Source organism: Kaistia hirudinis (assembly GCF_014196455.1).
Lineage (GTDB): Bacteria > Pseudomonadota > Alphaproteobacteria > Rhizobiales > Kaistiaceae > Kaistia > Kaistia hirudinis.
The window spans coordinates 448,280-468,364 of sequence record NZ_JACIDS010000004.1; the positions used below are offsets into that span (position 1 = coordinate 448,280).

The following is a 20,085-nucleotide window of genomic DNA, read 5'->3' on the forward strand; positions in this document are numbered from 1 at the left end:
GCCCGTCAACCGGGCACGGCACCGCGCGGGATCGGCTGACGTATCCCTTGAGCGTACGAATCCGGCGTGCATTCCGGCAACTGCCGGTACTGACAACAGAATCGTTCCAAGCTAGAAGTCGGATCGGGGAGGAGTTCGGCGCATGAACAGTCTCGCGGAGCGGGTCGGAGAGATCGTTGACCGGCATGACGGCATGGAAGGCTCGGCCTTGCCGATCCTGCATGCCATCCAGGAAGCCTTCGGCTATGTGCCCTCGGAGGCGGTGCCGATCGTCGCCAAGGCGCTGAACCGGACGCGCGCCGAAATCCATGGCGTGGTCACCTTCTATCACGACTTCCGCTCCACCCCGGCCGGCCGCCATGTCGTGCGCGTCTGCAAGGCCGAGGCGTGCAAGTCGATGGGCTCGCACCGCATCGTCGAGGCCTTCGAGACCGCGCTCGGCCAGAAGATCGGCACGACATCGGAGGATGGCGAGGTGACGCTGGAGCCGGTCTATTGCCTCGGCCTCTGCGCCACGGCGCCCAATGCCATGATCGACGGCAGGCCGGCAGGCCGGCTCGATGCTGCCGCCGTCGGGAAGCTGGTGACGGAGACGCTGCGATGAGCGCGCTGCGTATTTTCGTGCCCGGCGATGCCGGCGCGCTGGCCGTCGGCGCCGATGCGGTCGCCGATGCGATCCGCGTCGCGGCGTCCGAGCGCGGCCTGGCGGTCGAGATCATCCGCAACGGCTCGCGTGGCGCCACCTTCCTGGAGCCGCTGGTTGAGGTCGAGACGCCGGCGGGCCGGGTTGCCTACGGTCCGGTCGCGCCCGGCGATGTCGGCGAACTGGTCGCCGCCGGCCTGTTCGAAGGGCGCGGCGCGCGGCTCTTCCATGGCCCGGCCGACGCGATCCCCTTCCTCAAGAGCCAGACGCGCTTCACCTTCGCGCGCTGCGGCATCGTCGATCCGGCCTCGATCGCGGACTACGCCGCGCATGGCGGCTGGCAGGGGCTTGCCAAGGCCGCGGCGATGGATCGCCCGGCGATCGTTGACCTGGTCACGAAATCGGGCCTTCGCGGTCGCGGCGGCGCCGGCTTCCCGACCGGCATCAAGTGGAAGACGGTGCTGGAGACCGAGGCGCCGCGCAAATTCATCGTCGCCAATGCCGATGAGGGCGACAGCGGCACCTTCGCCGACCGCATCCTGATGGAAGGCGATCCGTTCCTGCTGATCGAGGGCATGACGATCGCCGGCTTCGCCTGCGGCGCGGAGAAGGGCTATCTCTATATTCGCTCTGAATATCCCCATTCGATCGCCCGGATGGAGACGGCGATCGCCGCGGCGCGGGCGGCGGGCTATCTCGGCGCGAATGTTGCCGGCTCCGGCCGGGCCTTCGACATGGAGGTGCGCGTCGGTGCGGGCGCCTATGTCTGCGGCGAGGAAACGGCGCTGCTCGAAAGCCTCGAGGGCAAGCGCGGCCAGGTGCGCGCCAAGCCGCCGCTGCCGGCGCATAAAGGCCTCTTCGGCGCGCCGACCGCGATCAACAATCTGATCACGCTCGGCTCCGTGCCGTTCATCCTGTCGGAAGGCGCCGAGGCCTATGCCGCGGTCGGCTATGGCCGCTCGCGCGGCACCATGCCGGTGCAGCTCGCCGGCAATATCAGGCAGGGCGGGCTCTACGAGGTCGGCTTCGGCGTGACTTTGGGCGAGCTCGTCAACGAGATCGGCGGCGGCACGCTCACCGGACGTCCGGTCAAGGCGGTGCAGGTCGGCGGGCCGCTCGGCGCCTATTTCCCGCCTTCGCTGTTCGATACGCCCTTCGACTATGAGGCCTTCGCGGCGCGCGACGGGCTGATCGGCCATGGCGGCGTCGTCGTGTTCGATGACAGCGTGGAGATGGCCGAGATGGCCCGCTTCGCGCTCGAATTCTGCTCGATCGAGAGCTGCGGCAAGTGCACGCCCTGCCGGATCGGCTCGATCCGCGGCGTCGAGGTCATGGACGAGATCATCGCCGGGCGCGACGTTGACGCCAATGCCGCGCTGATCGAGGATCTCTGCGAAACCATGAAATTCGGCTCGCTCTGTGCCCTTGGCGGTTTCACGCCCTATCCTGTCTTGAGCGCGCTCAATCATTATCCGGGCGATTTCGGCTTGACGCCGGATCTCGCCACGGCCGCGGAATAGGAGGCAAGCGATGAGCCTGATCCACGAGATCGACTACGGCACGCCCGCCTCGCGGTCGGAGAAGACCGTCTCGCTGACCATCGACGGCCAGTCGATTGCCGTTCCAGCCGGCACATCGGTGATGCGCGCGGCCGCCGAGCTCGGGACCTCGATCCCCAAGCTCTGCGCCACCGATCGCGTCGACGCCTTCGGCTCCTGCCGCCTCTGCCTCGTCGAGGTCGACGGCATGCGCGGCACGCCCGCCTCCTGCACGACGCTGGTGGCGGAAGGCATGGTGGTGCGCACGCAGACCGAGCGGCTCAAAAAGCTGCGCAAGGGCGTGATGGAACTCTATATCTCCGATCACCCGCTCGACTGCCTGACCTGCGCGGCCAATGGCGATTGCGAGTTGCAGACGCAGGCCGGCGCCGTGGGCCTGCGCGAAGTGCGCTATGGCGAGGGCGCCAACCATGTCTTCGCGCGCCGGGCGGGCGAGGAAAACGACCGCTTCCTGCCCAAGGATGAGTCGAACCCCTATTTCACCTATGACCCGGCCAAATGCATCGTCTGCTCGCGCTGCGTGCGGGCCTGCGAGGAGGTGCAGGGCACCTTCGCGCTGACGATCGAGGGCCGCGGCTTCGACAGCCGCGTGTCGCCCGGCATGCATGAGAGCTTCCTCGGCTCGGAATGCGTCTCCTGCGGCGCCTGCGTCGATGCCTGCCCGACCGCGACGCTGACCGAGAAGAGCGTGATCGAGATCGGCCAGCCCGAGCACTCGGTCGTCACCACCTGCGCCTATTGCGGCGTCGGCTGCTCGTTCAAGGCGGAGATGCGCGGCGAGGAAGTGGTGCGCATGCTGCCCTATAAGGACGGCAAGGCCAATCGCGGCCATAGCTGCGTCAAGGGCCGCTTCGCCTGGGGCTACACCAACCACCGCGACCGCATCCTCAATCCGATGGTGCGCGCGAAGATTACCGATCCCTGGCGTGAGGTGACGTGGGAGGAGGCGTTCGCCCATGTCGCGAGCGAATTCCGCCGCATCCAGATGAAGGCCGGCAAGGGCGCGATCGGCGGTATTACGTCGTCGCGCTGCACCAATGAGGAAACCTTCCTCGTCCAGAAGCTGGTCCGCGCCGGCTTCGGCAACAACAATGTCGATACCTGCGCCCGCGTCTGCCACTCGCCGACCGGCTATGGCCTCAAGGTCGCCTTCGGCACCTCGGCCGGCACGCAGGATTTCGACAGTGTCGAGCATTCCGACGTCGTCCTCGTCATCGGCGCCAATCCGACCGACGGCCATCCCGTCTTCGCCTCGCGGCTCAAGAAGCGGCTCCGCCAGGGCGCGAAGCTCATCGTGATCGACCCGCGCCGGATCGACCTCGTGCGCACGCCGCATGTCGAGGCGGCGCATCACCTCGCGCTGAAGCCCGGCACCAATGTCGCCGTGCTCGACGCGATCGCGCATGTGATCGTGACGGAGGGTCTCTTCGACGAGTCCTTCGTGCGCGAGCGCTGCGACTGGAGCGAGTTCGAGCACTGGGCTTCGTTCGTTTCCGAGGAACGCAATTCGCCCGAGGCGGTCGAGAAGGTCTCCGGCGTTCCCGCGGCCGAGATCCGCGCCGCCGCGCGGCTCTATGCGACCGGCGGCAATGCCGCGATCTATTACGGCCTCGGCGTCACCGAGCACAGCCAGGGCTCGACCACGGTGATGGCCATCGCCAATCTCGCCATGGCGACCGGCAATCTCGGCCGGCCGGGCGTCGGCGTGAATCCGCTGCGCGGGCAGAACAATGTCCAGGGCTCCTGCGACATGGGCTCGTTCCCGCATGAGCTGCCCGGCTATCGCCATGTCAGCGACGACGCGACGCGCGACATCTTCGAGAAGCTCTGGGGCGTCACGCTGGCCGACGAGCCGGGGCTGCGCATCCCGAACATGTTCGATGCCGCGCTCGATGGCTCCTTCCTCGGCCTCTATGTCCAGGGCGAGGACATCGTGCAGTCTGATCCCGACACGCATCATGTGACGTCCGGCCTCGCCGCGATGGAATGCGTCGTCGTGCACGACCTCTTCCTGAACGAGACGTCTGACTACGCCCATGTCTTCCTGCCGGGCTCGACCTTCCTCGAAAAGGACGGGACCTTCACCAATGCCGAGCGGCGCATCAACCGCGTGCGCAAGGTGATGGCGCCGCGCAACGGCCCGGGCGGCAAGAACGGCCTGGCCGATTGGGAGGTGACGCAGCGCCTGGCGCAGGCCATGGGCCTCGACTGGCACTATACGCATCCCTCTGAGATCATGGCCGAGATCGCGGCGACGACGCCGAGCTTCACCGGCGTCACTTATGAGAAGCTGGACGAACTCGGCTCGGTGCAGTGGCCCTGCAACGAGAAGGCGCCCGAAGGCACGCCGGTCATGCATATCGGCGGCTTCGCGCGCGGCCTCGGCAAGTTCATGATCACCGAATATGTGCCGACCGACGAGAAGACCGGCCCGCGCTTCCCGCTGCTGCTGACCACCGGCCGGATCCTGTCGCAGTACAATGTCGGCGCGCAGACGCGGCGCACGGCGAATGTGATCTGGCACGAGGAAGACCTGCTCGAGATCCATCCGCACGATGCCGAGAATCGCGGCGTGCGCGACGGCGATTTCGTGCGCGTCGCCAGCCGCGCCGGCGAGACGACCCTCCGCGCCAAGGTCACAGACCGCGTGGCGCCGGGCGTCGTCTACACGACGTTCCACCATCCGCTGACGCAGGTGAACGTCATCACGACCGATTATTCCGACTGGGCGACCAATTGCCCGGAATACAAGGTCACGGCCGTGCAGGTGGCGCCCTCCAACGGGCCGAGCCTGTGGCAGGAGGAATATCGCGAGCACAGCGTGGAGAGCCGACGGGTACTCGGCTCCCTGGACGCGGCGGAATAGGGCCATGGCCGAGCCGTTCACGGCGGCGGCGACGACGGTCTGGCGGCATGGCCAGGCCAGCGCCGGCTCGCGCCTCGTGCCGGAGGAGACGGCGGTCGCCTTCACCTATGGCGGCTCGACGCAGGCCGTGATGATGGCGACGCCGGCCGACCTCGAGGATTTCGCCGTCGGCTTCACGCTGACCGAGGGCATCGCCGCATCGCCGGCCGACATCCTCGCAGTCGAGACGATCGAGAGCGATCTCGGCATCGAGCTGCGCATCGATCTTGCCGAGGCGCGTGCCGAACGGCTGACGGCGCGGCGCCGTGCGCTCGCGGGGCCCGTCGGTTGCGGGCTCTGCGGCATAGAGAGCCTCGAGGAAGCAGCCCGCGCTGCGCCGATGGTCGCGGGCGGGACGGTATTCGAGGCCGCCGCGATCGCCAGCGCCATGACCTCGATCGCTGCCTTGCAGGCGATGAATGCGCGCACCCATGCCGTCCATGCCGCCGCCTTTTGGCGGCCCGGCACGCCGCTCGGCCTGCTGCGCGAGGATGTCGGCCGGCACAATGCGCTCGACAAGCTCGCCGGGGCGCTCGCCCGCGCGGGCCTGACAGGGCAGGGCGGGGCGGTGCTGCTGACCAGCCGCGTCTCGGTCGAGATGGTGCAGAAGAGCGCGCGCATCGGCGCCGCCCTGATCGTCGCCGTCTCCGCGCCCACAGCGCTGGCGATCCGCACCGCCGAGGCCGCCGGCATCACGCTCGCGGCGATCGCGCGCGCCGATGGCTTCGAAATCTTCACCCATCCCGAACGAATCCGTTTCGCCGAACCCGTAGAAGAAGGCCGTCATGTCGCCTGAGAAGCTCGTCTACATGGCCAACCAGATCGCGACCTTCTTCGCGAGCCAGAGCGAGGCGGACGCGCCGGCCGCGGTGGCGCAGCATCTCGAACAATTCTGGGAACCGCGCATGCGCCGCGGCATCGTCGATTTCGTCGCGGCCGGCGGCACGGGCCTCGATCCGGTCGCGGCCAAGGCGGTGGCGCTGCTCGCCGCGGATGCGAAGGCCGGATAGCGGCGCACATTGCAGCGCCGCGGGGAAGCTGAAAGGATGTGCGCCGGCCGAGGCAGGACGAAGGCATCATGGACAGCGTTTCCCTTTCGAACGGCGTGATTTCCGCCGTCATTGCGACCAAAGGCGCGGAGCTGGTTTCGCTCAAGGACGCTGCCGGAGCTGAGTGGCTGTGGCAGGCTGATCCGGCCGTCTGGGGGCGGCATGCGCCGATCCTGTTTCCCATCGTCGGCCGGGCGACCAACGACGCGATCCGCTACCGGGGTGTTGCCTATCCGATCGGCCAGCACGGCTTCGCGCGCGATTCGGCGTTCGCGGTGATCGAGCAGACGGAGGCGTCCGTGACGCTCCGCCTCGTCGCCAGCGAGGCGACGCGGCAGCACTATCCCTTCGATTTCGAGCTTGAGCTGACCTATGCGCTCGACGGCGCGACGCTGCGCCAGCGCGCGACCATCACCAATCCGGGCGACGACGTGCTGCCGGCCTGCTTCGGCTATCATCCCGGCTTCGCCTGGCCGCTGCCGGGGAGCGACGCGGCGCAGGAAGCGCACATCGTCCTGTTCGAGAAGGACGAGCCGGCCGGCATTCGCCGCCTCGTGCCGGGCGGCGCCGGCGTGGCGCTCGACCCGCGCTCGACGCCGGTTGTCGGGCGTCGCCTGCCGCTCTCGCCGGCGCTGTTCGATGAGGACGCGATCATCTTCGACCAGCTCAAAAGCCGCTCGCTCTGGTTCGGCGTTCCGGGGCGGCCGGGGCTCCGGGCCGACTTCCCGGACATGCCGCATCTCGGCCTCTGGATGAAGCCGGGCGCGCCCTATCTCTGCATCGAACCCTGGCAGGGCCATGCCGCGCCGGTCGGCTTTTCCGGCGAGGTCGGCGACATTCCCGGCATGATGAAGATCGCGCCGGGGACGAGCGTCGCGCGGCATATGGACGTGACGCTCGGCGCGCCGGAGGTCTGATCGGGCGCTGCCTACAGTTCGGGCAGCACCTGCAATTATCTACGCCTTGAACGATTCACGACGATCGGACCTATTGTCGAATCTCTTTGCGTGAGGGGGAACGACATGGCAGGACGGATCGTCGAGACGCTGGAAGTGGGGGCGGTTCTGGCTGCGCCGGGGCGCGGCCCGGCCTCGGGACCGGCGCTGATCCGCATCGACCATGGCCGCATTGCCGCGATCGAGCCGCTGGGGGGCTCCGGCAATGGGCTGATGGCGATCGCCGCGCCGGTCAACGCGCATGATCATGGCCGGGGCCTGCGCACGCTCGCCTTTGGCGCGGTCGACGACGCGCTCGAATCCTGGATCCCGACGCTCGGCCGCGAGCCGAAGCTGGATGCCTATCGCCGCGCGGCGGTCGCGTTTGCGCGCATGGCCGAGGGCGGCATCTGCGCCACCAACCATTCGCATGGGCCGCAGGACGAGACGAAGATCCTGGAGGAGGCCGAGGCCGTGTCGCGCGCGGCGCGCGATGTCGGCATCCACGTCGCCTTCGCCGCGCCGTTCACGGACCGCAATCCGCTCGTCTATGGCGACCAGAAGGTCTTTCTCGCCGCCGCCGAGCCGAGCCTCCGCCCCCGTCTCGAAGGCCGGCTGGCCCCGCCGAAGGCCGTTGGCGACTTCCTGCGCCTCTTCGACGAGATGGCGGCCTTCGAGCACGAGAATTTCTCGCTGCAATATTGCCCGGTCGGCGCGCAATGGGTCTCGGATGCGTCGCTCGCCGCGATCGCTGAGGCCTCGGCGCTGAACGGGCGGCGCATCCACATGCATTTCCTGGAGACGCGCTACCAGCGCGAATGGGCCGACCATGCCTATCCCGACGGCATCGTACGCCGGCTCGACGAGCTCGGCCTGCTGTCGCCGCGCCTGTCGCTGGCGCATGGCGTCTACCTGACCGAGGCGGAATGCGAATTGCTTGCCGAGCGCGGCGTCATCGTCTCGGTCAATACGTCGTCCAACTTCCGCCTGCGCTCCGGCATCGCGCCGGTGGCCGCCTTCGTGAAGGCGGGACTCGATTTCGGTGCCGGTCTCGATGCGCAGCCGATGGACGACGATGACGACATGCTGCGCGAGATGCGGCTCCTCTATCTCAATCATCGCGGCTTCGGCCTCGATGACGTGCTGACGCCGGCGCGCCTGTTCGAGGCGGCCTGTGCCGATGGGCGGCGGGCGGTGATCGGCCTCGATGGCGGCGGGCGCATCGAGGTCGGCGCGCCGGCCGATCTGCTCGTGCTCGACTATGCCGGCATGGCGCCCGATCTGCTCTCCGCCAAGGCCGACCCGACCAATGTTCTGCTGACCCGCGCGACGCGAAAGCACATTGTCCGCCTCCTCGTCCGCGGCAAGGTCGTCGCCGAGGGCGGACGCGCCACGGGCATCGACCGGACCGCACTGGAGGCGGAACTGCTCGCCGAGGCGCGTGCGAACTGGAACGCCGCGCCGCCCGACGACGAGGCTACGGCGGCGATGAAGCGGGCGGTGCGCCGCTATTATGGCTGCGGCTGCCATTTCGGCGCTGGCCTCAGATGAGATGCGCGGTGTAGCGAGATCGCCAAGAAGGGCACCTAAGAAAAATCGAACATCGCTGTCGATTCCGTGTTGTCTCGTTCGTCGTAGGCTACAGAGAGGGCGCTTCGACCCTTTCCGGCCAACAAGGGAGACAGCAATGCGCGTGATCGTGATGGTGAAGGCGACCGAGGACAGCGAAGCCGGCGTGATGCCGAGCAATGAACTCGTCGAGGCGATGGGTCGCTACAACGAGGACCTGATCAAGGCCGGCATCATGCTGTCGGGCGAGGGCCTCAAGGCGTCCTCGCATGGCAAGCGGATCGCCTTTGACGGGCCGAGCCGTACCGTCATCGACGGTCCCTTCGCCGAGACGCGGGAACTCGTCGCCGGCTTCTGGATGTGGGAAGTCAAGGACATGGCGGAGGCGGTCGAATGGGTTCGCCGCTGCCCGAACCCCATGCCGGGCCCGAGCGAGATCGAGATCCGCCCGGTGATCGAGATGTCGGATTTCGCCGAGGTGATGACCCCGGAGACGACGGAACTGCACGAGCGCAACCGCGCGAACCTCGAAAACCGCTGAGGCCGGCCGCGCGCCGCCGTCCGGGACTCGGCAGGCCGGAAGGTCTTGGCAAGTGGGAAGGTCTTGCCAATCCGGACGGCCTTGCCTAGTCGGGAAGCGTGCAGCCTCAGGACGCCCACCGCACTGTCGAGACCGTCTTCCGCATCGAGCAGGCGCGGCTCATCGCTGCGCTGGCGCGCATGGTGCGCGATGTCGGCCTCGCCGAGGAACTGGCGCAGGAGGCGCTGGCGATCGCGCTCACCGAGTGGCCGCGATCGGGCGTTCCCGCCAATCCGGCCGCCTGGCTGATGGCGACGGCGAAGCGGAGGGCGATCGACCTCCTGCGCCGCCGCGCCCTGCAGGATCGCAAGCACGCCGAGATCGGGCTCGATCTCGACGACGCGCAGGAGGACCCCGTGGCGCTGATCGAGCATCGGCTCGACGATGATGTCGGCGACGAGCTGCTGGCGCTGATCTTCACCGCCTGCCACCCGATCCTCACCCCCGAGGCGCGGGCCGCGCTGACGCTGCGCCTGATCGGCGGGCTCACCACCGACGAGATCGCGCGCGCCTTCCTGCAGAGCGAGCCGACCATCGCCCAGCGCATCGTGCGGGCCAAGAAGACGCTGGCGCAATCGGGGCTCGCCTATGAGGTGCCGCGCGGAGCGAAGCGACGGACGCGGCTCGCATCGGTGCTGGAAGTCCTCTACCTCATTTTCAACGAGGGCTATGCCGCGACCGCGGGCGAGGATCTGATCCGGCCCGCGCTCTGCGCGGAGGCGCAGCGGCTCGGGCGGATCCTGTCCGGGCTCATGCCGGACGAGGCGGAGGTGTTCGGCCTGCTGGCGCTGATGGAAATCCAGGCCTCGCGCCTCGCCGCCCGGACGGGGCCGGACGGCATGGCGATCCCGATCACCGAGCAGAATCGCAGCCGCTGGGACCGCCTGCTGATCGGCCGCGGCCTCGCCGCGCTCGCGCGCGCCGAGTCGCTCGGCGGCGCAGATGGCTCCTATGCGCTGCAGGCGGCGATCGCCGCCTGCCATGCCCGCGCGCCGCGCGCGGCGGATACGGACTGGCGGCGGATCGCGGAACTCTATGACCGCCTCGTCGCCGTCCAGCCTTCGCCGGTCGTCGGGCTCGGCCGTGCGGTGGCGCATTCCATGGCATTCGGCCCCGAAGCCGGCCTGGCGCTGCTCGATGCGCCCGGCCTCGCCGAGCGCCTCGACGGCTTCGCACCGCTCGCCGCCGCCCGTGGCGATTTCATGCTCCGCGCCGGCCGCGCCGCCGAAGCCAAGCTCCAATTCGAGCGCGCCGCCACGCTGACACGCAATGCCGGCGAGCGGGCGTTCCTGCTGTCGCGCGCCGCAGCGGCGGGCGAGGGGGGCTGAACTCGGGAAGGGGGTTCAGCGCGCTGGCGCAGTCTCAGTCCTCATCCGTGTCGTCAGGCACGAAGAAGAGGAACTGATCGTCCTGCGCCTGGTGACGGACGAGGATCACGATCGTACGTCCGTCGGCGTCGAGTTCATAGTCGAAACTATAGCCGCCCTTGATCCAGCGACGGATGCCGGCAAGCGGCGTGTTGCGCAGCGCGGCGAGCGGCGTTCCGATATCGGGGCGCGCGTCCAGCATCTCCACGACACTGGCGATATCGGCCAGGAAGTGGCGCACCGCCGCGGGACTGCGCTGCCGGAGGTAATTTCGTTCCCGGCGGATGAACGCTGCCGCGGAGGGAACGAAGCGGGTCATTTTCTTCCGCCGACGCGCACGACCTCATCGTCCAGCGTGGCGAGAAGTTCCGTCCCGTCGACCAAGCCCCCGGCTGCCGCCTCTTTATGGCCGGCAGCGAGATCGAGGACTTGCTGCCCTTCCTGGGCAAGGTAAGCGCGCAGCGCCCTGACCATGACCCAGCTCCGGGGACGATCGAGCGCGGCGGCCACCGCATCGACACCGCGCAGCACATCCTCCGGCAGGCGGATGGCGACCGGATCGGATCGAAGCTGGGACATCGCATTCCTCTTCTGTAATACGGCGTATCACAGACAATAGGGTCGGATCGCCATCGCTTCAACCGTCAGGCGGCGATCCCCTCCGGTCCGGCGCCGCAGACGAGGGCGCAGACGGTTTCGCCGGGGGCGACCGGGACGAGGCCGCCCTTCAGCGCGGCGAGAGCGGCGGCGCCGGAGAGGTCGGCGGCGAGGCCCATTTCGAACCAGAGCCATCTGGCGGCGTCGATCATCGCCGCATCGTCGACGAGGACGATGTCGTCGACCACGGAGCGCACGAGCTCGAACACGCGCTCGTCGGTGCGGGCGCAGGACATGGTGGGCACGATGGTCGTGATCTTGTCGATCGTCACGACATGGCCGGCATCGATGCTGGCCTTGAGCGTCGGGCAGCCGACCGGCTCGATGCCGATGATGCGCGCCTTCGGCTTCAGCGCGCGGATCGCAGTGCCCATGCCGCCGACGAGCCCGCCGCCGCCGATCGCGATCAGGAAGGTGTCGACCTCGGGCAGATCCTCCAGGATTTCGAGCGCCACCGTGCCCTGGCCGGCGACGACGAGCGGATCGGCGAAGGGGTGGAAATAGACGGCGCCGATCTCCTTCGCATAGGCGCGGGCGGCCTTGTCGGCCTCGTCGAAAACGTCGCCGACCAGCTGGACCTCGGCGCCCCAGCGCTTCAGCTTTTCGAGCTTGGGCGGCGAGATGTTCTTCGGCACGAAGACATGCGCCGGTACGCCGGCGAGCTTGCCGGTCCGCGCCACGGCGACGCCGTGATTGCCGCCCGACGCCGTGACGATGCCGTGGGCAAGCTCTTCCTTCGGCGTCGCGAGCAGGCGGTTGGTCGCGCCGCGCGCCTTGAAGGAGCCCGTCGCCTGCAGCAATTCGAGCTTCAGATGCAGCGCGGCGTCGGTGATCGGGGCCGAGAGATTGTCGGCCTTCAGCATCGGCGTGCGGCGGATGTTCGCGCCGAGCCGTGCGCGCGCGGCCTGAACGTCGGAGAGGGTGATCATTCCGTTTTCCTACAGCGCGGCCCAGCCGCCATCGACCGGCAGGTCGACGCCGGTGATCTGGCGCGACATGTCGCTGGCAAGGAAGAGGCAGGCATTGGCGACATCGGCATCGGTCGAGACGCGCTTCAGCGCATAGTCCTCGGCGTGGCGGCGCGCGGCTTCCTCCTCGCTGATGCCGAGCTCGCGCGCCATGTTGCGGCACACCTTCTCGCGGAAGCGCGGTCCGTCGACCATGCCCGGTGCGACGCAGTTGACGTTGATGTTGGCGGCGCCGAGTTCGAGCGCGAAGCTCTTGGTGAGCCCGCGGAGGCCCCATTTCGAGGCCGAATAAGCGACGCGTCCGGCGCGGCCGCGCATGCCGAACGTGCCGCCGACATTGACGATCTTGCCGGAGCGCTGGGCCGTCATCACCGGCGCCACGGCACGGATCATGTTGAAGCAGCCCGTCATATTGACGTCCACGATGTCGCGGAACTCCGCCGATGATGTCGCGGCGCCCGTCTTGCCGATCGGGCCGGTGCCGCCGGCGACATTGACGAGGATGTCGATCGCGCCGCCGAACCGCGCCTGCGCCGCGGCGACGGCGGCCTCGCAGGCCGCCTCGTCGGTGACGTCACAGGACTGGACGAGCGTCTCGCCGCCCGCCGCGCGGATCGCCGCCGCGACGGGCTCGATCGCCAGAAGGTCGCGCCCGAGCAGGACGGTGCGGCAACCTTCCGCGGCGAAGGCCTGGCTGACCGCCGCGCCCATGCCCTTGGCGGGCCCGGTGATCAGGGCGACCTTGCCGCCGAGTTTCAGATCCATTCTCGCTCCTTGGATGGCAGGGCTAGCGTGACGCCTTCACCGCGCATTTGCGCGGTGAAGGCGTGCGCCTCAATAGCCCGACTTCGCGCCCGGCTTCTTGAGATAGGCCATGCCCATCTCGTAGAAATCGCGCATGTAGGGCCCGTTCTCGAACGGCTCGAACTGTGCCGTCTCGCCGTTCTTCATGATCTCGGCGATCGGCGCGATCGTGACGTCGTAGTCGGGATTGGCGAAGAAGGGGATCGAGTAGCGGGCCTTCAGCGCGCGGTTGACCACGCGATGCGGCGTCGAGACGAAGCGGCCATTGGTCCATTTCATCATGACATTGCCGATATTGATCACATAGGCGCCCTTGACCGGCGGGGCGCCGATCCACACGCCGTCCTTGCGCTCGACTTCGAGGCCCCCGGTATCGTCCTGCATCAAGAGCGTGAAGGCGCCGGTATCGCGGTGCTCGCCCGCGCCGATCTCGATGTCCTTCTCGTCGAGCGACGCCGGCGGGCGATAATGCAGCAGCGAGAGCTGCACGACGGGCTTCTGGTAATAGGGCTCGAAATAGTCCTCCGGCAGGCCGAGCGCCATGGCGAAGGCGGCGCGGAGCTGCTTGGAGAGGTTCATTACCGCGTCGAAATAGGCTTCCACCGTCGGCTTGAAGGCCGGCAGACCCTCGGGCCAGCGGTTCGGCAAATGCAGCGGCTTGCCGGCGAGCACGTCCGGATCGTCGGGCGCGAGGTCGAGCATGAAGCGGTAGGTCTCGATCGCGCCGCCGACCGTGCCGCCCTCGGCTTCCAGCTTCGACGGCACATAGCCGCGCCAGTGTTCCAGCGTCGCGGCCGCGTTCATGCGCCCGGCGAAGGGCTGCGCGTAGAATTCCTTCGAGACGCCGAAGGTCGCGTCGATCAGATCCTGCGAAATGCCGTGGTTCGCGAGATAGAAGAAGCCGACCTCCTCGCAGGCCTTGCCGATCTCGGCCGCCACGGCGGCGCGCTCCGCGGCGCTGCCGGTCAGGAACGGGCCGAAATCGATGATCGGGATGTCGGAAACGTCGACGCTCTGGGCCTTCTCATAGGCCTTGGGCAGTTCCGCGAGGGTCATGGCAGCAGTTCCTCCGAGGAGAGAGGTGGTGAAGCGGGGACGGCGCCGCAGGCGATGGCCTGGCGCGCGAGCGCGCCGAGCGCCGCGCGGACGGCGGTGAGCTGGGTTTCGAGCGCCATGGACGGCAATTCGAGCGGGCTGCTCTGGGCGCTGCCGGGCTGGTTGCCGCGCTGGCGCATCAGCCAGACGATCTGCTCGGGCAGATAGGGCAGATGCAGGAAGCCGCAGGGCGATGCGAGGCCGAGCGCCTCCAGCGCGCCGAGATAGGTGTAGAGTGTGAGATTGCAGAGATGCGTGCCGGCGTGGAACGAGCGCCGCGCGGGGATATCCTGCGCCAGGATCGCCTCGACGACGGCGCCGGCGTCCCAGCTGGCCATGCGCGCCGCCGGGCCGCCGGGCTCGATCGGCTCGCCGCCGAGCGGGCGCACGCCCTCATTGTCGGGAATCGCGAAATGGCAGGCATTCACCGCGATCGTCTCGATGCGGATGTCCGGCGCGCCGAGCGCCAGGCCGAGCGCCAGCACGAAGACCGGACGATGCTCGGCGACGAGCGCCGGAAGGTGATCCGGCAGGCCCGTCCGGCTGACCGGCGTCGCGCGGGCGATGATGGTGATGCCGTCGACCATCATGCCGTCGAGGAAGGGGAGCAGCAGTTCCGCAGGGTTGGTCGGCAGGCCCGCGAAGGGCTTGGACCCGGTCACGAGCGCAACGGGACCGGTCATCGTCCCGCCTCCCGCATTCGCTGCGCCCTGATGGCTTGCCGCATGATCGCTCCCTGTTCCGATGGCCGTGGGGTTCGGCAGGAACCATGGTTGGCAAGAGCCGTGCCATGGCGGAACGCAAGGAGACTACAATGGAACGCCGGAGACGGCTGCGCAAAATCGCGTCACCCTGCGCAAATCATCGACACAATATATCATTGTCGATGATCGGTATGATTTACGACAAAGGCCGAACGCCTATGCGAGGCGCTTGAGCCGCTCAACCACGGCGCGCCGCGTGCCGTCGATATGGTCGGCGAGGACCTTGCCGGCGCGCGCGGCGTCGCGGGCGATGGCGGCGTCGAGCAGTTCCTCGTGCTGCTGGGCGAGATGGACCTGTGCGACCGGGTCACGGCCGGCGAGACGGCGATAGCGATCGAACTGGTCGTGCAGCACGGCGCAGAAATGCAGCGTCCAGGGCGAGCCGCAGGCGGCGATGAGCGCATTGTGGAAGGCGCGGTGGCGGGTTTCCCATTCCTCGGGAACCGCATCCTCCTCCGGCGCGGCCTCCTGGCGGCCGAGGCGGCGCAGGCGATGATGCGCCAGCACGATGCCCTCCTCCCAGGCCTCGTCGCCCGAGCGGACGGCGGCTTCGATCGCCTGGCTCTCCAGTTCGATGCGGAGCGCAGCGATGTCCTCGAAATCGTCGAGCGAGATCGGCGGCACGCGGAAGCCGCGATTGACCTCCTGCACCACCAGCCGGTCGGCAGCGAGGCGCGACAGCGCCTCGCGCAGCGGGCTGGTGCCGATGCCGTAGCGCGCCTGCAGCTCGATGAAGCGCAGCCGCGCGCCGGCCTGGAGGGCGCCGGAAATGATGTCGGCGCGCAGCAGCGTGAACGCATCCGCCGACGCCGTCTCGTCCGCCTCGCGAATGGGAACCGCCTCAGCCATCGCAAACTCCTCTCGCGGCCATCGGCCGCATAATCCACTACACTAGAAAATCGACAAAATTAGGATTCGGAGGCGGGTTGTCGACAATATCGACTTGCTGATAGGTTTTCACCGACCCGACAACCGAGACGCCTGATGCAAGCTCCCGTAAGCTCCGCCGACCTTTCCGTGAAACCTGTCGATATGGTGCTGACCGGCGGGCGAGTCGTCAATGAAGACGGCATCGTCGATGCGTCGATCGCCGTGGATGGCGGCCGCATCGTCGCCATCGGGGATGAGCGGCTGATGCCGCCGGCGCGCGAGCGCATCGCGGTCGATGGCCTGCATGTGCTGCCGGGCGCGATCGACGTGCATGTCCATTTCCGCGAGCCGGGCATGCCGCAGAAGGAGGACTGGGCGACCGGCAGCGCCGCGGCGGCGGTGGGCGGCGTCACCACCGTCTTCGACATGCCGAACACCATCCCGCCGACCGACAGCGTCGAGAATTTCCAATTGAAGCTCGGCGCGGCCAAGTCGAAGTCGATCGTTGATTTCGGGCTCTATGGCCTGCTCGGCGAGCACAATCTCGGTGATCTCGAGAGCCTCGCCGCCGCCGGGGTCATCGGCTACAAGCTCTTTCTTGGCAATACGACGGGCGATCTGCCATGCCCCTCGGACGGCGCGGTGCTCGAAGGCTTCGAGATCCTGGCCGCGCTGGGGCTGCGCTGCTCCATCCATGCCGAGAATTCGCCGATCCTGTTCTGGCGCCAGAACAAGCTGAAGGCGGCCGGACGCGACGACGTGCTCGCGCATCTGGCGGCGCGCACCGACGTCGTCGCCGTCGAGGCGCTCAACCGCGCCGCCACGCTCGCCGATTGGACCGGCGCGCGCATCCATATCGTGCATGAGAGCTGCGCGCGCTCGCTGCCCTTCATCCGCTTCTGGAAGGAGCGCGGCGTCGACATGACCGTCGAGACGCTGCCGCAATATCTCTATCTCTCCGCCGAGATGATGCTGAATCCGGGCGGCGAGGTGCTGCGGATGAACCCGCCGATCCGCGAGGCGGCGCATCAGGAACCGCTCTGGGCGGCGCTCGCCGACGGCACGATCGACATGATCGCCACCGACCATGCGCCGCATGCGATCGAGGAGAAATACGGGCCGCGCATCTGGGATCTCGCCTGCGGCTTCCCCGGCGTCGAGACGTCGATGGCGCTGATGCTGACCGCGGTCGCCGATGGCCGCCTCAGCCTGGAGCGCGTCGCGACGATCACCTCCGGCGCGCCGGCCCGCGCCTTCGGGCTCTATGGCCGCAAGGGCGTGATTCGCGTCGGCGCCGATGCCGATCTCGCCGTGGTCGACCTGAACCGCAGCGCGACGCTTTCGGCGGCGGCGCTGCATTCGCGCGGCAAGGTCTCCGCCTATGAGGGCAAGGAGGTCAAGGGCGTGCCGGTCATGACCTTCGTCCGTGGGCGCATGGTGGCGAAGGACGGCGAGGTCGTCGCTGAAAAGGGCTGGGGTGAACTGGTGCGGCCGAACATGGCCCCGCCGGCACCGCGCAACCTCAATACGACCATGAAGGAGATCCTCGAGCCCGGCCAGCGGCCATGGGGCTGAGGGGGAGGGCCTGATGGCTGAGGCGCTGCGGATCGGGTTGATCGGGGCCGGCGCCATCGGCGCCTGGCATGCGCGCATCGTCGCCGAGCGGCCCGATGCCGTGCTCGCCGCGATCTGCGACATCGATACGGATCGCGCCGCCAAGCTGGCCGCGCCATGGGGTGCGGCGGTCTTCACCGATGCCGCCGCCTTCTTTGCGGAAGCCGCTCTGGACGGCGTCATCATCGCCAGCCCCGAACGCGTGCATGAGGAGCAGGCGCGCCTCGCCGCTGCGGCGCGTGTGCCGATGCTGATCGAAAAGCCGGTGGCGCCCGATCCGGCTGGCATCGCCGCGATCCGCGCGGCGACGGCTTCGACCGGTGTTCCGGTGATGGCTGGCCATGTCGAGCGCTTCGAGATCGGCTCGGCGCAATTGAAGGCGGCCGTCGATGAGGGTGTCTGCGGCAAGGTCGTCACGATCGCCGCGCGCCGCCAGTTCGTCGCGGCCGATACCCCGCGCTTCAAGGGCCTCTCGACGACGTTGCGCATTCTCGGCGTGCATGATTTCGACCTCGTCGCCTGGGTCCATCCCGTGCCGGTCGTGCAGGTCTATGCCGCGGCTGGCCGCGGACGGGTGCATGCGGAGACGGGCCTCGACGATCATGTCGTGACGACATTGCGCTTTGCCGATGGCGCCATCGCGCTGGTCGAAAGCGGCTGGACGCTGCCGGCGCCCTATGGCGTCTTTTCCGCGCCCGCCTCCTGGTCGCCGGCCGGCAATAACCGACTCGACGTGTTCGGCGCGTTGGGCATGGTCTCGAACGATATGAGCCTCCGCGGCCAGCAACTCGTCGCCTTCGACGAGGCCGCGGGCTTCCGCGCCGCCGGCATCCGCCACCAGCCGATCCTCAATGGGCGCGTCGTCGGCGCGCTCGCCGAGGAAGTCGCCGCCTTCATCCGTATGATCCGCGAGGGGACGGAGCCGCTCGTCGGGCTCGACGATGCCGAGCGGGCGGTGCGGATCGTCGAGGCGGCGGAAGCCTCGCTCGCCTCCGGCCTGCCGGTGCGGCTGGACGGCTGAGATGGCGCGCTATGACGGCCCGATCGTCGACGCGCATCACCACCTCTGGTCCTATGACGCGGCGCTGCTGCCCTGGCTCGCGGGCGAGCCCACCCTCGCGCGCGATGTCTCCGCCGAGGACTATTTCGCCGCCGCGGCGCCGCTGAATGTCGTCGCCAGCGTCTGGATCGAGGCCGTCGCGACCGATCCGCTCGCCGAGGCGCGGGCGGCGGCGCGTCTCAATGCCGCCGAGCCCCGTCTCGCCGCCGCGATCATCGCGCATGCGCCGCTGGATGCGCCGGATCTAGCCGCGCGGCTGGACCGCCTCGCTGAGGCCGCGCCGACGCTGCGCGGCATTCGCGACATCGTTGCGGTGCGACCGGGCTTTCCGAGCTTCGCCCGGCATGGCGATCTCCTGGAGCGCGCCGCCTTCGCCGCGGGGCTCAAGGTACTCGCGCGGCGCGGCCTCGCCTTCGACCTCATGCTCGAACCCTGTCAGATGGGCGCGGCGCTCCGCCTCGCGGCGGCGATCCCCGACCTTTCCATCATCATCGAGCATGCCGGCAGCCCGGATTTTTCGACGGAGGAAGGTTCTGCACGGTGGGCCGGCGCCATGCAGGCGGCGGCGCGGCTGCCGAATATCAGCGTGAAGATCTCGGCGCTGCATTGCCGCATGCCCGGCTGGAGCGATGCCGCGCTGGCCGCGCCGATCCGCGCGCTGGTGGACTGGTTCGGCGTCGATCGCCTCGCCTTTGCCAGCGACTTCCCGGTGCACGACCGCACCGTGCCCTTCACCCGCGGCTATGAGACGTTCGCGCGCGCGGTGGCGGATCTTTCGCCCGACGAGCAGCGCGCGCTGTTCCAGGGCACGGCGCGGCGGCTCTATCGGATCTGATCGCCCACCATCACACGATCGTGCCGCCGTCGACGAGCAGGTCCTGGCCGGTGACGTTGCGCGCCATGTCGGAGAGCAGGAAGACGACGGCGTTGGCGATGTCGTCCGCCGTACTCAGCCGGCCGAGCGCTGCGGTCGTGGCGAAGCGGGCATAGCGCTCCTCATAGGTGATGCCTTCGAGCGCGGCCTCTTCCAAGAACTGGCGCAGGATGCGCGGGCCCTCGACGCCGCCGGGCGAGACCATGTTGACGCGGACGCCAGCGCTGCCGGCTTCCAGCGCTGCCGATTTGGTGAGGCCGCGCAGCGTCCATTTGGTGGCGCCGTAGAGCGAGGCGTTGCGCACGCCCTTGAAGCCGAACGTGCCGCCGATATTGACGATGCCGCCGCCGCCCCGCGCCATCAGCTCCGGCAGCATGGCCTTCATGACGAGGAAGGTGCCGAGCACGTTGACGTCGAACAGCTCGCGGAAATCGTCGGTGGTGTGCTCCCAGAGCTTCTTGCCCGTCGGGCCGGAGACGCCGGCGACATTGACCGCGCCATGCAGGCGGGTTCCGAAATGCGCTGCGGCCTCGGCCACCGCATGCGCGACCTCGGCCTCGTCGGTGACATCGGTGCGGATCGCCAGCGCCTCGCGGCCGAGCGCGCGGACGTCCGCGGCGATCGCCTCGATCGGCGCCATGTCGCGACCGATCAGGACGAGATCGCCGCCCGCCGCGGCGATCGCGCGGGTGATGGCGCCGCCCATGCCCTTGGCCGGCCCGGTGACGAGGATGGCGCGGCCTTCGAGGGGAAGCGGCATTGCGGTTTCTCT

20 protein-coding genes are annotated in these 20,085 nt (G+C 68.6%); 12 read left to right on the forward strand and 8 right to left on the reverse strand.

The features are described from left to right. Positions 1–142 precede the first annotated feature (142 nt). From GGR25_RS16830 to GGR25_RS16870, 9 genes are all read left to right on the forward strand, one after another. Positions 143–604: a formate dehydrogenase subunit gamma gene (locus tag GGR25_RS16830; protein ID WP_183399987.1), complete on the forward strand. Its 462-nt coding sequence runs from the start codon at positions 143–145 to the stop codon at positions 602–604. Then, on the forward strand, positions 601–2,163 hold the full coding sequence (locus GGR25_RS16835; RefSeq protein WP_183399988.1) for an NADH-ubiquinone oxidoreductase-F iron-sulfur binding region domain-containing protein: 1,563 nt from the start codon (positions 601–603) through the stop codon (positions 2,161–2,163). The genes GGR25_RS16830 and GGR25_RS16835 overlap by 4 nt, the downstream gene beginning before the upstream one ends. A 10-nt stretch (positions 2,164–2,173) precedes the next feature. Beyond that, on the forward strand, positions 2,174–5,068 hold the full coding sequence (fdhF, locus tag GGR25_RS16840; protein ID WP_183399989.1) for a formate dehydrogenase subunit alpha: 2,895 nt from the start codon (positions 2,174–2,176) through the stop codon (positions 5,066–5,068). Positions 5,069–5,072: 4 nt separating this feature from the next. Then, complete coding sequence (gene fdhD / locus GGR25_RS16845; protein WP_183399990.1) at positions 5,073–5,903, forward strand: formate dehydrogenase accessory sulfurtransferase FdhD; 831 nt, start codon at positions 5,073–5,075, stop codon at positions 5,901–5,903. Next, positions 5,893–6,117: a formate dehydrogenase subunit delta gene (locus GGR25_RS16850; protein WP_183399991.1), complete on the forward strand. Its 225-nt coding sequence runs from the start codon at positions 5,893–5,895 to the stop codon at positions 6,115–6,117. The genes fdhD and GGR25_RS16850 overlap by 11 nt, the downstream gene beginning before the upstream one ends. Positions 6,118–6,185: 68 nt before the next feature. Beyond that, a complete protein-coding gene (locus GGR25_RS16855; protein ID WP_183399992.1) occupies positions 6,186–7,073 on the forward strand; it encodes an aldose 1-epimerase family protein in 888 nt (295 codons plus the stop codon). Positions 7,074–7,178: 105 nt separating this feature from the next. Further along, entirely contained in the window at positions 7,179–8,642 is a 1,464-nt protein-coding gene (locus GGR25_RS16860) for an amidohydrolase family protein (protein WP_183399993.1), read from the forward strand. 136 nt (positions 8,643–8,778) lie between these two features. Further along, positions 8,779–9,201 carry a YciI family protein gene (locus tag GGR25_RS16865; RefSeq protein WP_183399994.1) on the forward strand — a complete coding sequence of 141 codons (423 nt, stop codon included), beginning with the start codon at positions 8,779–8,781 and terminating at the stop codon, positions 9,199–9,201. Positions 9,202–9,299: 98 nt separating this feature from the next. After that, on the forward strand, positions 9,300–10,568 hold the full coding sequence (locus GGR25_RS16870; RefSeq protein WP_183399995.1) for a sigma-70 family RNA polymerase sigma factor: 1,269 nt from the start codon (positions 9,300–9,302) through the stop codon (positions 10,566–10,568). 34 nt (positions 10,569–10,602) lie between these two features. On the opposite strand, the gene GGR25_RS16875 is transcribed toward GGR25_RS16870, so the two are convergent. The 7 genes from GGR25_RS16875 to GGR25_RS16905 form a co-directional block, all read right to left on the reverse strand. After that, positions 10,603–10,926 (reverse strand): type II toxin-antitoxin system RelE/ParE family toxin, encoded by a 324-nt coding sequence (locus GGR25_RS16875; protein ID WP_183399996.1) that lies wholly within the window; start codon positions 10,924–10,926, stop codon positions 10,603–10,605. Beyond that, positions 10,923–11,186, reverse strand: a complete 264-nt coding sequence (locus GGR25_RS16880) for a CopG family ribbon-helix-helix protein (protein WP_183399997.1) — start codon at positions 11,184–11,186, stop codon at positions 10,923–10,925. The genes GGR25_RS16875 and GGR25_RS16880 overlap by 4 nt, the downstream gene beginning before the upstream one ends. A gap of 65 nt (positions 11,187–11,251) precedes the next feature. Beyond that, the gene (locus tag GGR25_RS16885) at positions 11,252–12,193 is read right to left on the reverse strand and encodes a threonine ammonia-lyase (RefSeq protein WP_183399998.1); all 942 of its coding nucleotides are present in this window, start codon (positions 12,191–12,193) and stop codon (positions 11,252–11,254) included. A 9-nt stretch (positions 12,194–12,202) separates the two neighbouring features. Next, a complete protein-coding gene (locus GGR25_RS16890; RefSeq protein WP_183399999.1) occupies positions 12,203–12,997 on the reverse strand; it encodes an SDR family NAD(P)-dependent oxidoreductase in 795 nt (264 codons plus the stop codon). A 69-nt stretch (positions 12,998–13,066) separates the two neighbouring features. After that, positions 13,067–14,092, reverse strand: coding sequence for an isopenicillin N synthase family dioxygenase (locus GGR25_RS16895; protein WP_183400000.1), 1,026 nt, complete (start codon positions 14,090–14,092; stop codon positions 13,067–13,069). Further along, positions 14,089–14,814, reverse strand: coding sequence for a pyroglutamyl-peptidase I (locus tag GGR25_RS16900; RefSeq protein WP_183400001.1), 726 nt, complete (start codon positions 14,812–14,814; stop codon positions 14,089–14,091). Before GGR25_RS16900 ends, GGR25_RS16895 begins: the two co-directional genes overlap by 4 nt. Before the next feature lie 237 nt (positions 14,815–15,051). Then, entirely contained in the window at positions 15,052–15,744 is a 693-nt protein-coding gene (locus tag GGR25_RS16905) for a GntR family transcriptional regulator (protein ID WP_183400002.1), read from the reverse strand. Between the two features lie 168 nt (positions 15,745–15,912). On the opposite strand from GGR25_RS16905, the gene allB reads away from it, so the two are divergent. The 3 genes from allB to GGR25_RS16920 are packed head-to-tail and all read left to right on the forward strand — an operon-like array spanning position 15,913 to position 19,274. Next, complete coding sequence (gene allB / locus GGR25_RS16910) at positions 15,913–17,340, forward strand: allantoinase AllB (RefSeq protein ID WP_210299991.1); 1,428 nt, start codon at positions 15,913–15,915, stop codon at positions 17,338–17,340. Between the two features lie 13 nt (positions 17,341–17,353). Next, on the forward strand, positions 17,354–18,400 hold the full coding sequence (locus tag GGR25_RS16915) for a Gfo/Idh/MocA family protein (RefSeq protein ID WP_183400004.1): 1,047 nt from the start codon (positions 17,354–17,356) through the stop codon (positions 18,398–18,400). Between the two features lies 1 nt (position 18,401). Then, positions 18,402–19,274, forward strand: a complete 873-nt coding sequence (locus GGR25_RS16920) for an amidohydrolase family protein (protein WP_183400005.1) — start codon at positions 18,402–18,404, stop codon at positions 19,272–19,274. 10 nt (positions 19,275–19,284) lie between these two features. Here GGR25_RS16920 and GGR25_RS16925 read toward each other — a convergent pair whose 3' ends face one another. After that, positions 19,285–20,073, reverse strand: coding sequence for an SDR family NAD(P)-dependent oxidoreductase (locus GGR25_RS16925; RefSeq protein WP_183400006.1), 789 nt, complete (start codon positions 20,071–20,073; stop codon positions 19,285–19,287). Between the last annotated feature and the right edge of the window lie 12 nt (positions 20,074–20,085).

Bases quoted from the DNA above. Each gene is read 5' to 3' on its own strand.
- GGR25_RS16830 (WP_183399987.1), top strand. From the start codon at position 143: ATGAACAGTCTCGCGGAGCGGGTCGGAGAGATCGTTGACCGGCATGAC.
- GGR25_RS16835 (WP_183399988.1), top strand. From the start codon at position 601: ATGAGCGCGCTGCGTATTTTCGTGCCCGGCGATGCCGGCGCGCTGGCC.
- fdhF (WP_183399989.1), top strand. From the start codon at position 2,174: ATGAGCCTGATCCACGAGATCGACTACGGCACGCCCGCCTCGCGGTCG.
- fdhD (WP_183399990.1), top strand. From the start codon at position 5,073: ATGGCCGAGCCGTTCACGGCGGCGGCGACGACGGTCTGGCGGCATGGC.
- GGR25_RS16850 (WP_183399991.1), top strand. From the start codon at position 5,893: ATGTCGCCTGAGAAGCTCGTCTACATGGCCAACCAGATCGCGACCTTC.
- GGR25_RS16855 (WP_183399992.1), top strand. From the start codon at position 6,186: ATGGACAGCGTTTCCCTTTCGAACGGCGTGATTTCCGCCGTCATTGCG.
- GGR25_RS16860 (WP_183399993.1), top strand. From the start codon at position 7,179: ATGGCAGGACGGATCGTCGAGACGCTGGAAGTGGGGGCGGTTCTGGCT.
- GGR25_RS16865 (WP_183399994.1), top strand. From the start codon at position 8,779: ATGCGCGTGATCGTGATGGTGAAGGCGACCGAGGACAGCGAAGCCGGC.
- GGR25_RS16875 (WP_183399996.1), bottom strand. From the start codon at position 10,926: ATGACCCGCTTCGTTCCCTCCGCGGCAGCGTTCATCCGCCGGGAACGA.
- GGR25_RS16880 (WP_183399997.1), bottom strand. From the start codon at position 11,186: ATGTCCCAGCTTCGATCCGATCCGGTCGCCATCCGCCTGCCGGAGGAT.
- GGR25_RS16885 (WP_183399998.1), bottom strand. From the start codon at position 12,193: ATGATCACCCTCTCCGACGTTCAGGCCGCGCGCGCACGGCTCGGCGCG.
- GGR25_RS16890 (WP_183399999.1), bottom strand. From the start codon at position 12,997: ATGGATCTGAAACTCGGCGGCAAGGTCGCCCTGATCACCGGGCCCGCC.
- GGR25_RS16895 (WP_183400000.1), bottom strand. From the start codon at position 14,092: ATGACCCTCGCGGAACTGCCCAAGGCCTATGAGAAGGCCCAGAGCGTC.
- GGR25_RS16900 (WP_183400001.1), bottom strand. From the start codon at position 14,814: ATGACCGGTCCCGTTGCGCTCGTGACCGGGTCCAAGCCCTTCGCGGGC.
- GGR25_RS16905 (WP_183400002.1), bottom strand. From the start codon at position 15,744: ATGGCTGAGGCGGTTCCCATTCGCGAGGCGGACGAGACGGCGTCGGCG.
- GGR25_RS16915 (WP_183400004.1), top strand. From the start codon at position 17,354: ATGGCTGAGGCGCTGCGGATCGGGTTGATCGGGGCCGGCGCCATCGGC.
- GGR25_RS16920 (WP_183400005.1), top strand. From the start codon at position 18,402: ATGGCGCGCTATGACGGCCCGATCGTCGACGCGCATCACCACCTCTGG.
- GGR25_RS16925 (WP_183400006.1), bottom strand. From the start codon at position 20,073: ATGCCGCTTCCCCTCGAAGGCCGCGCCATCCTCGTCACCGGGCCGGCC.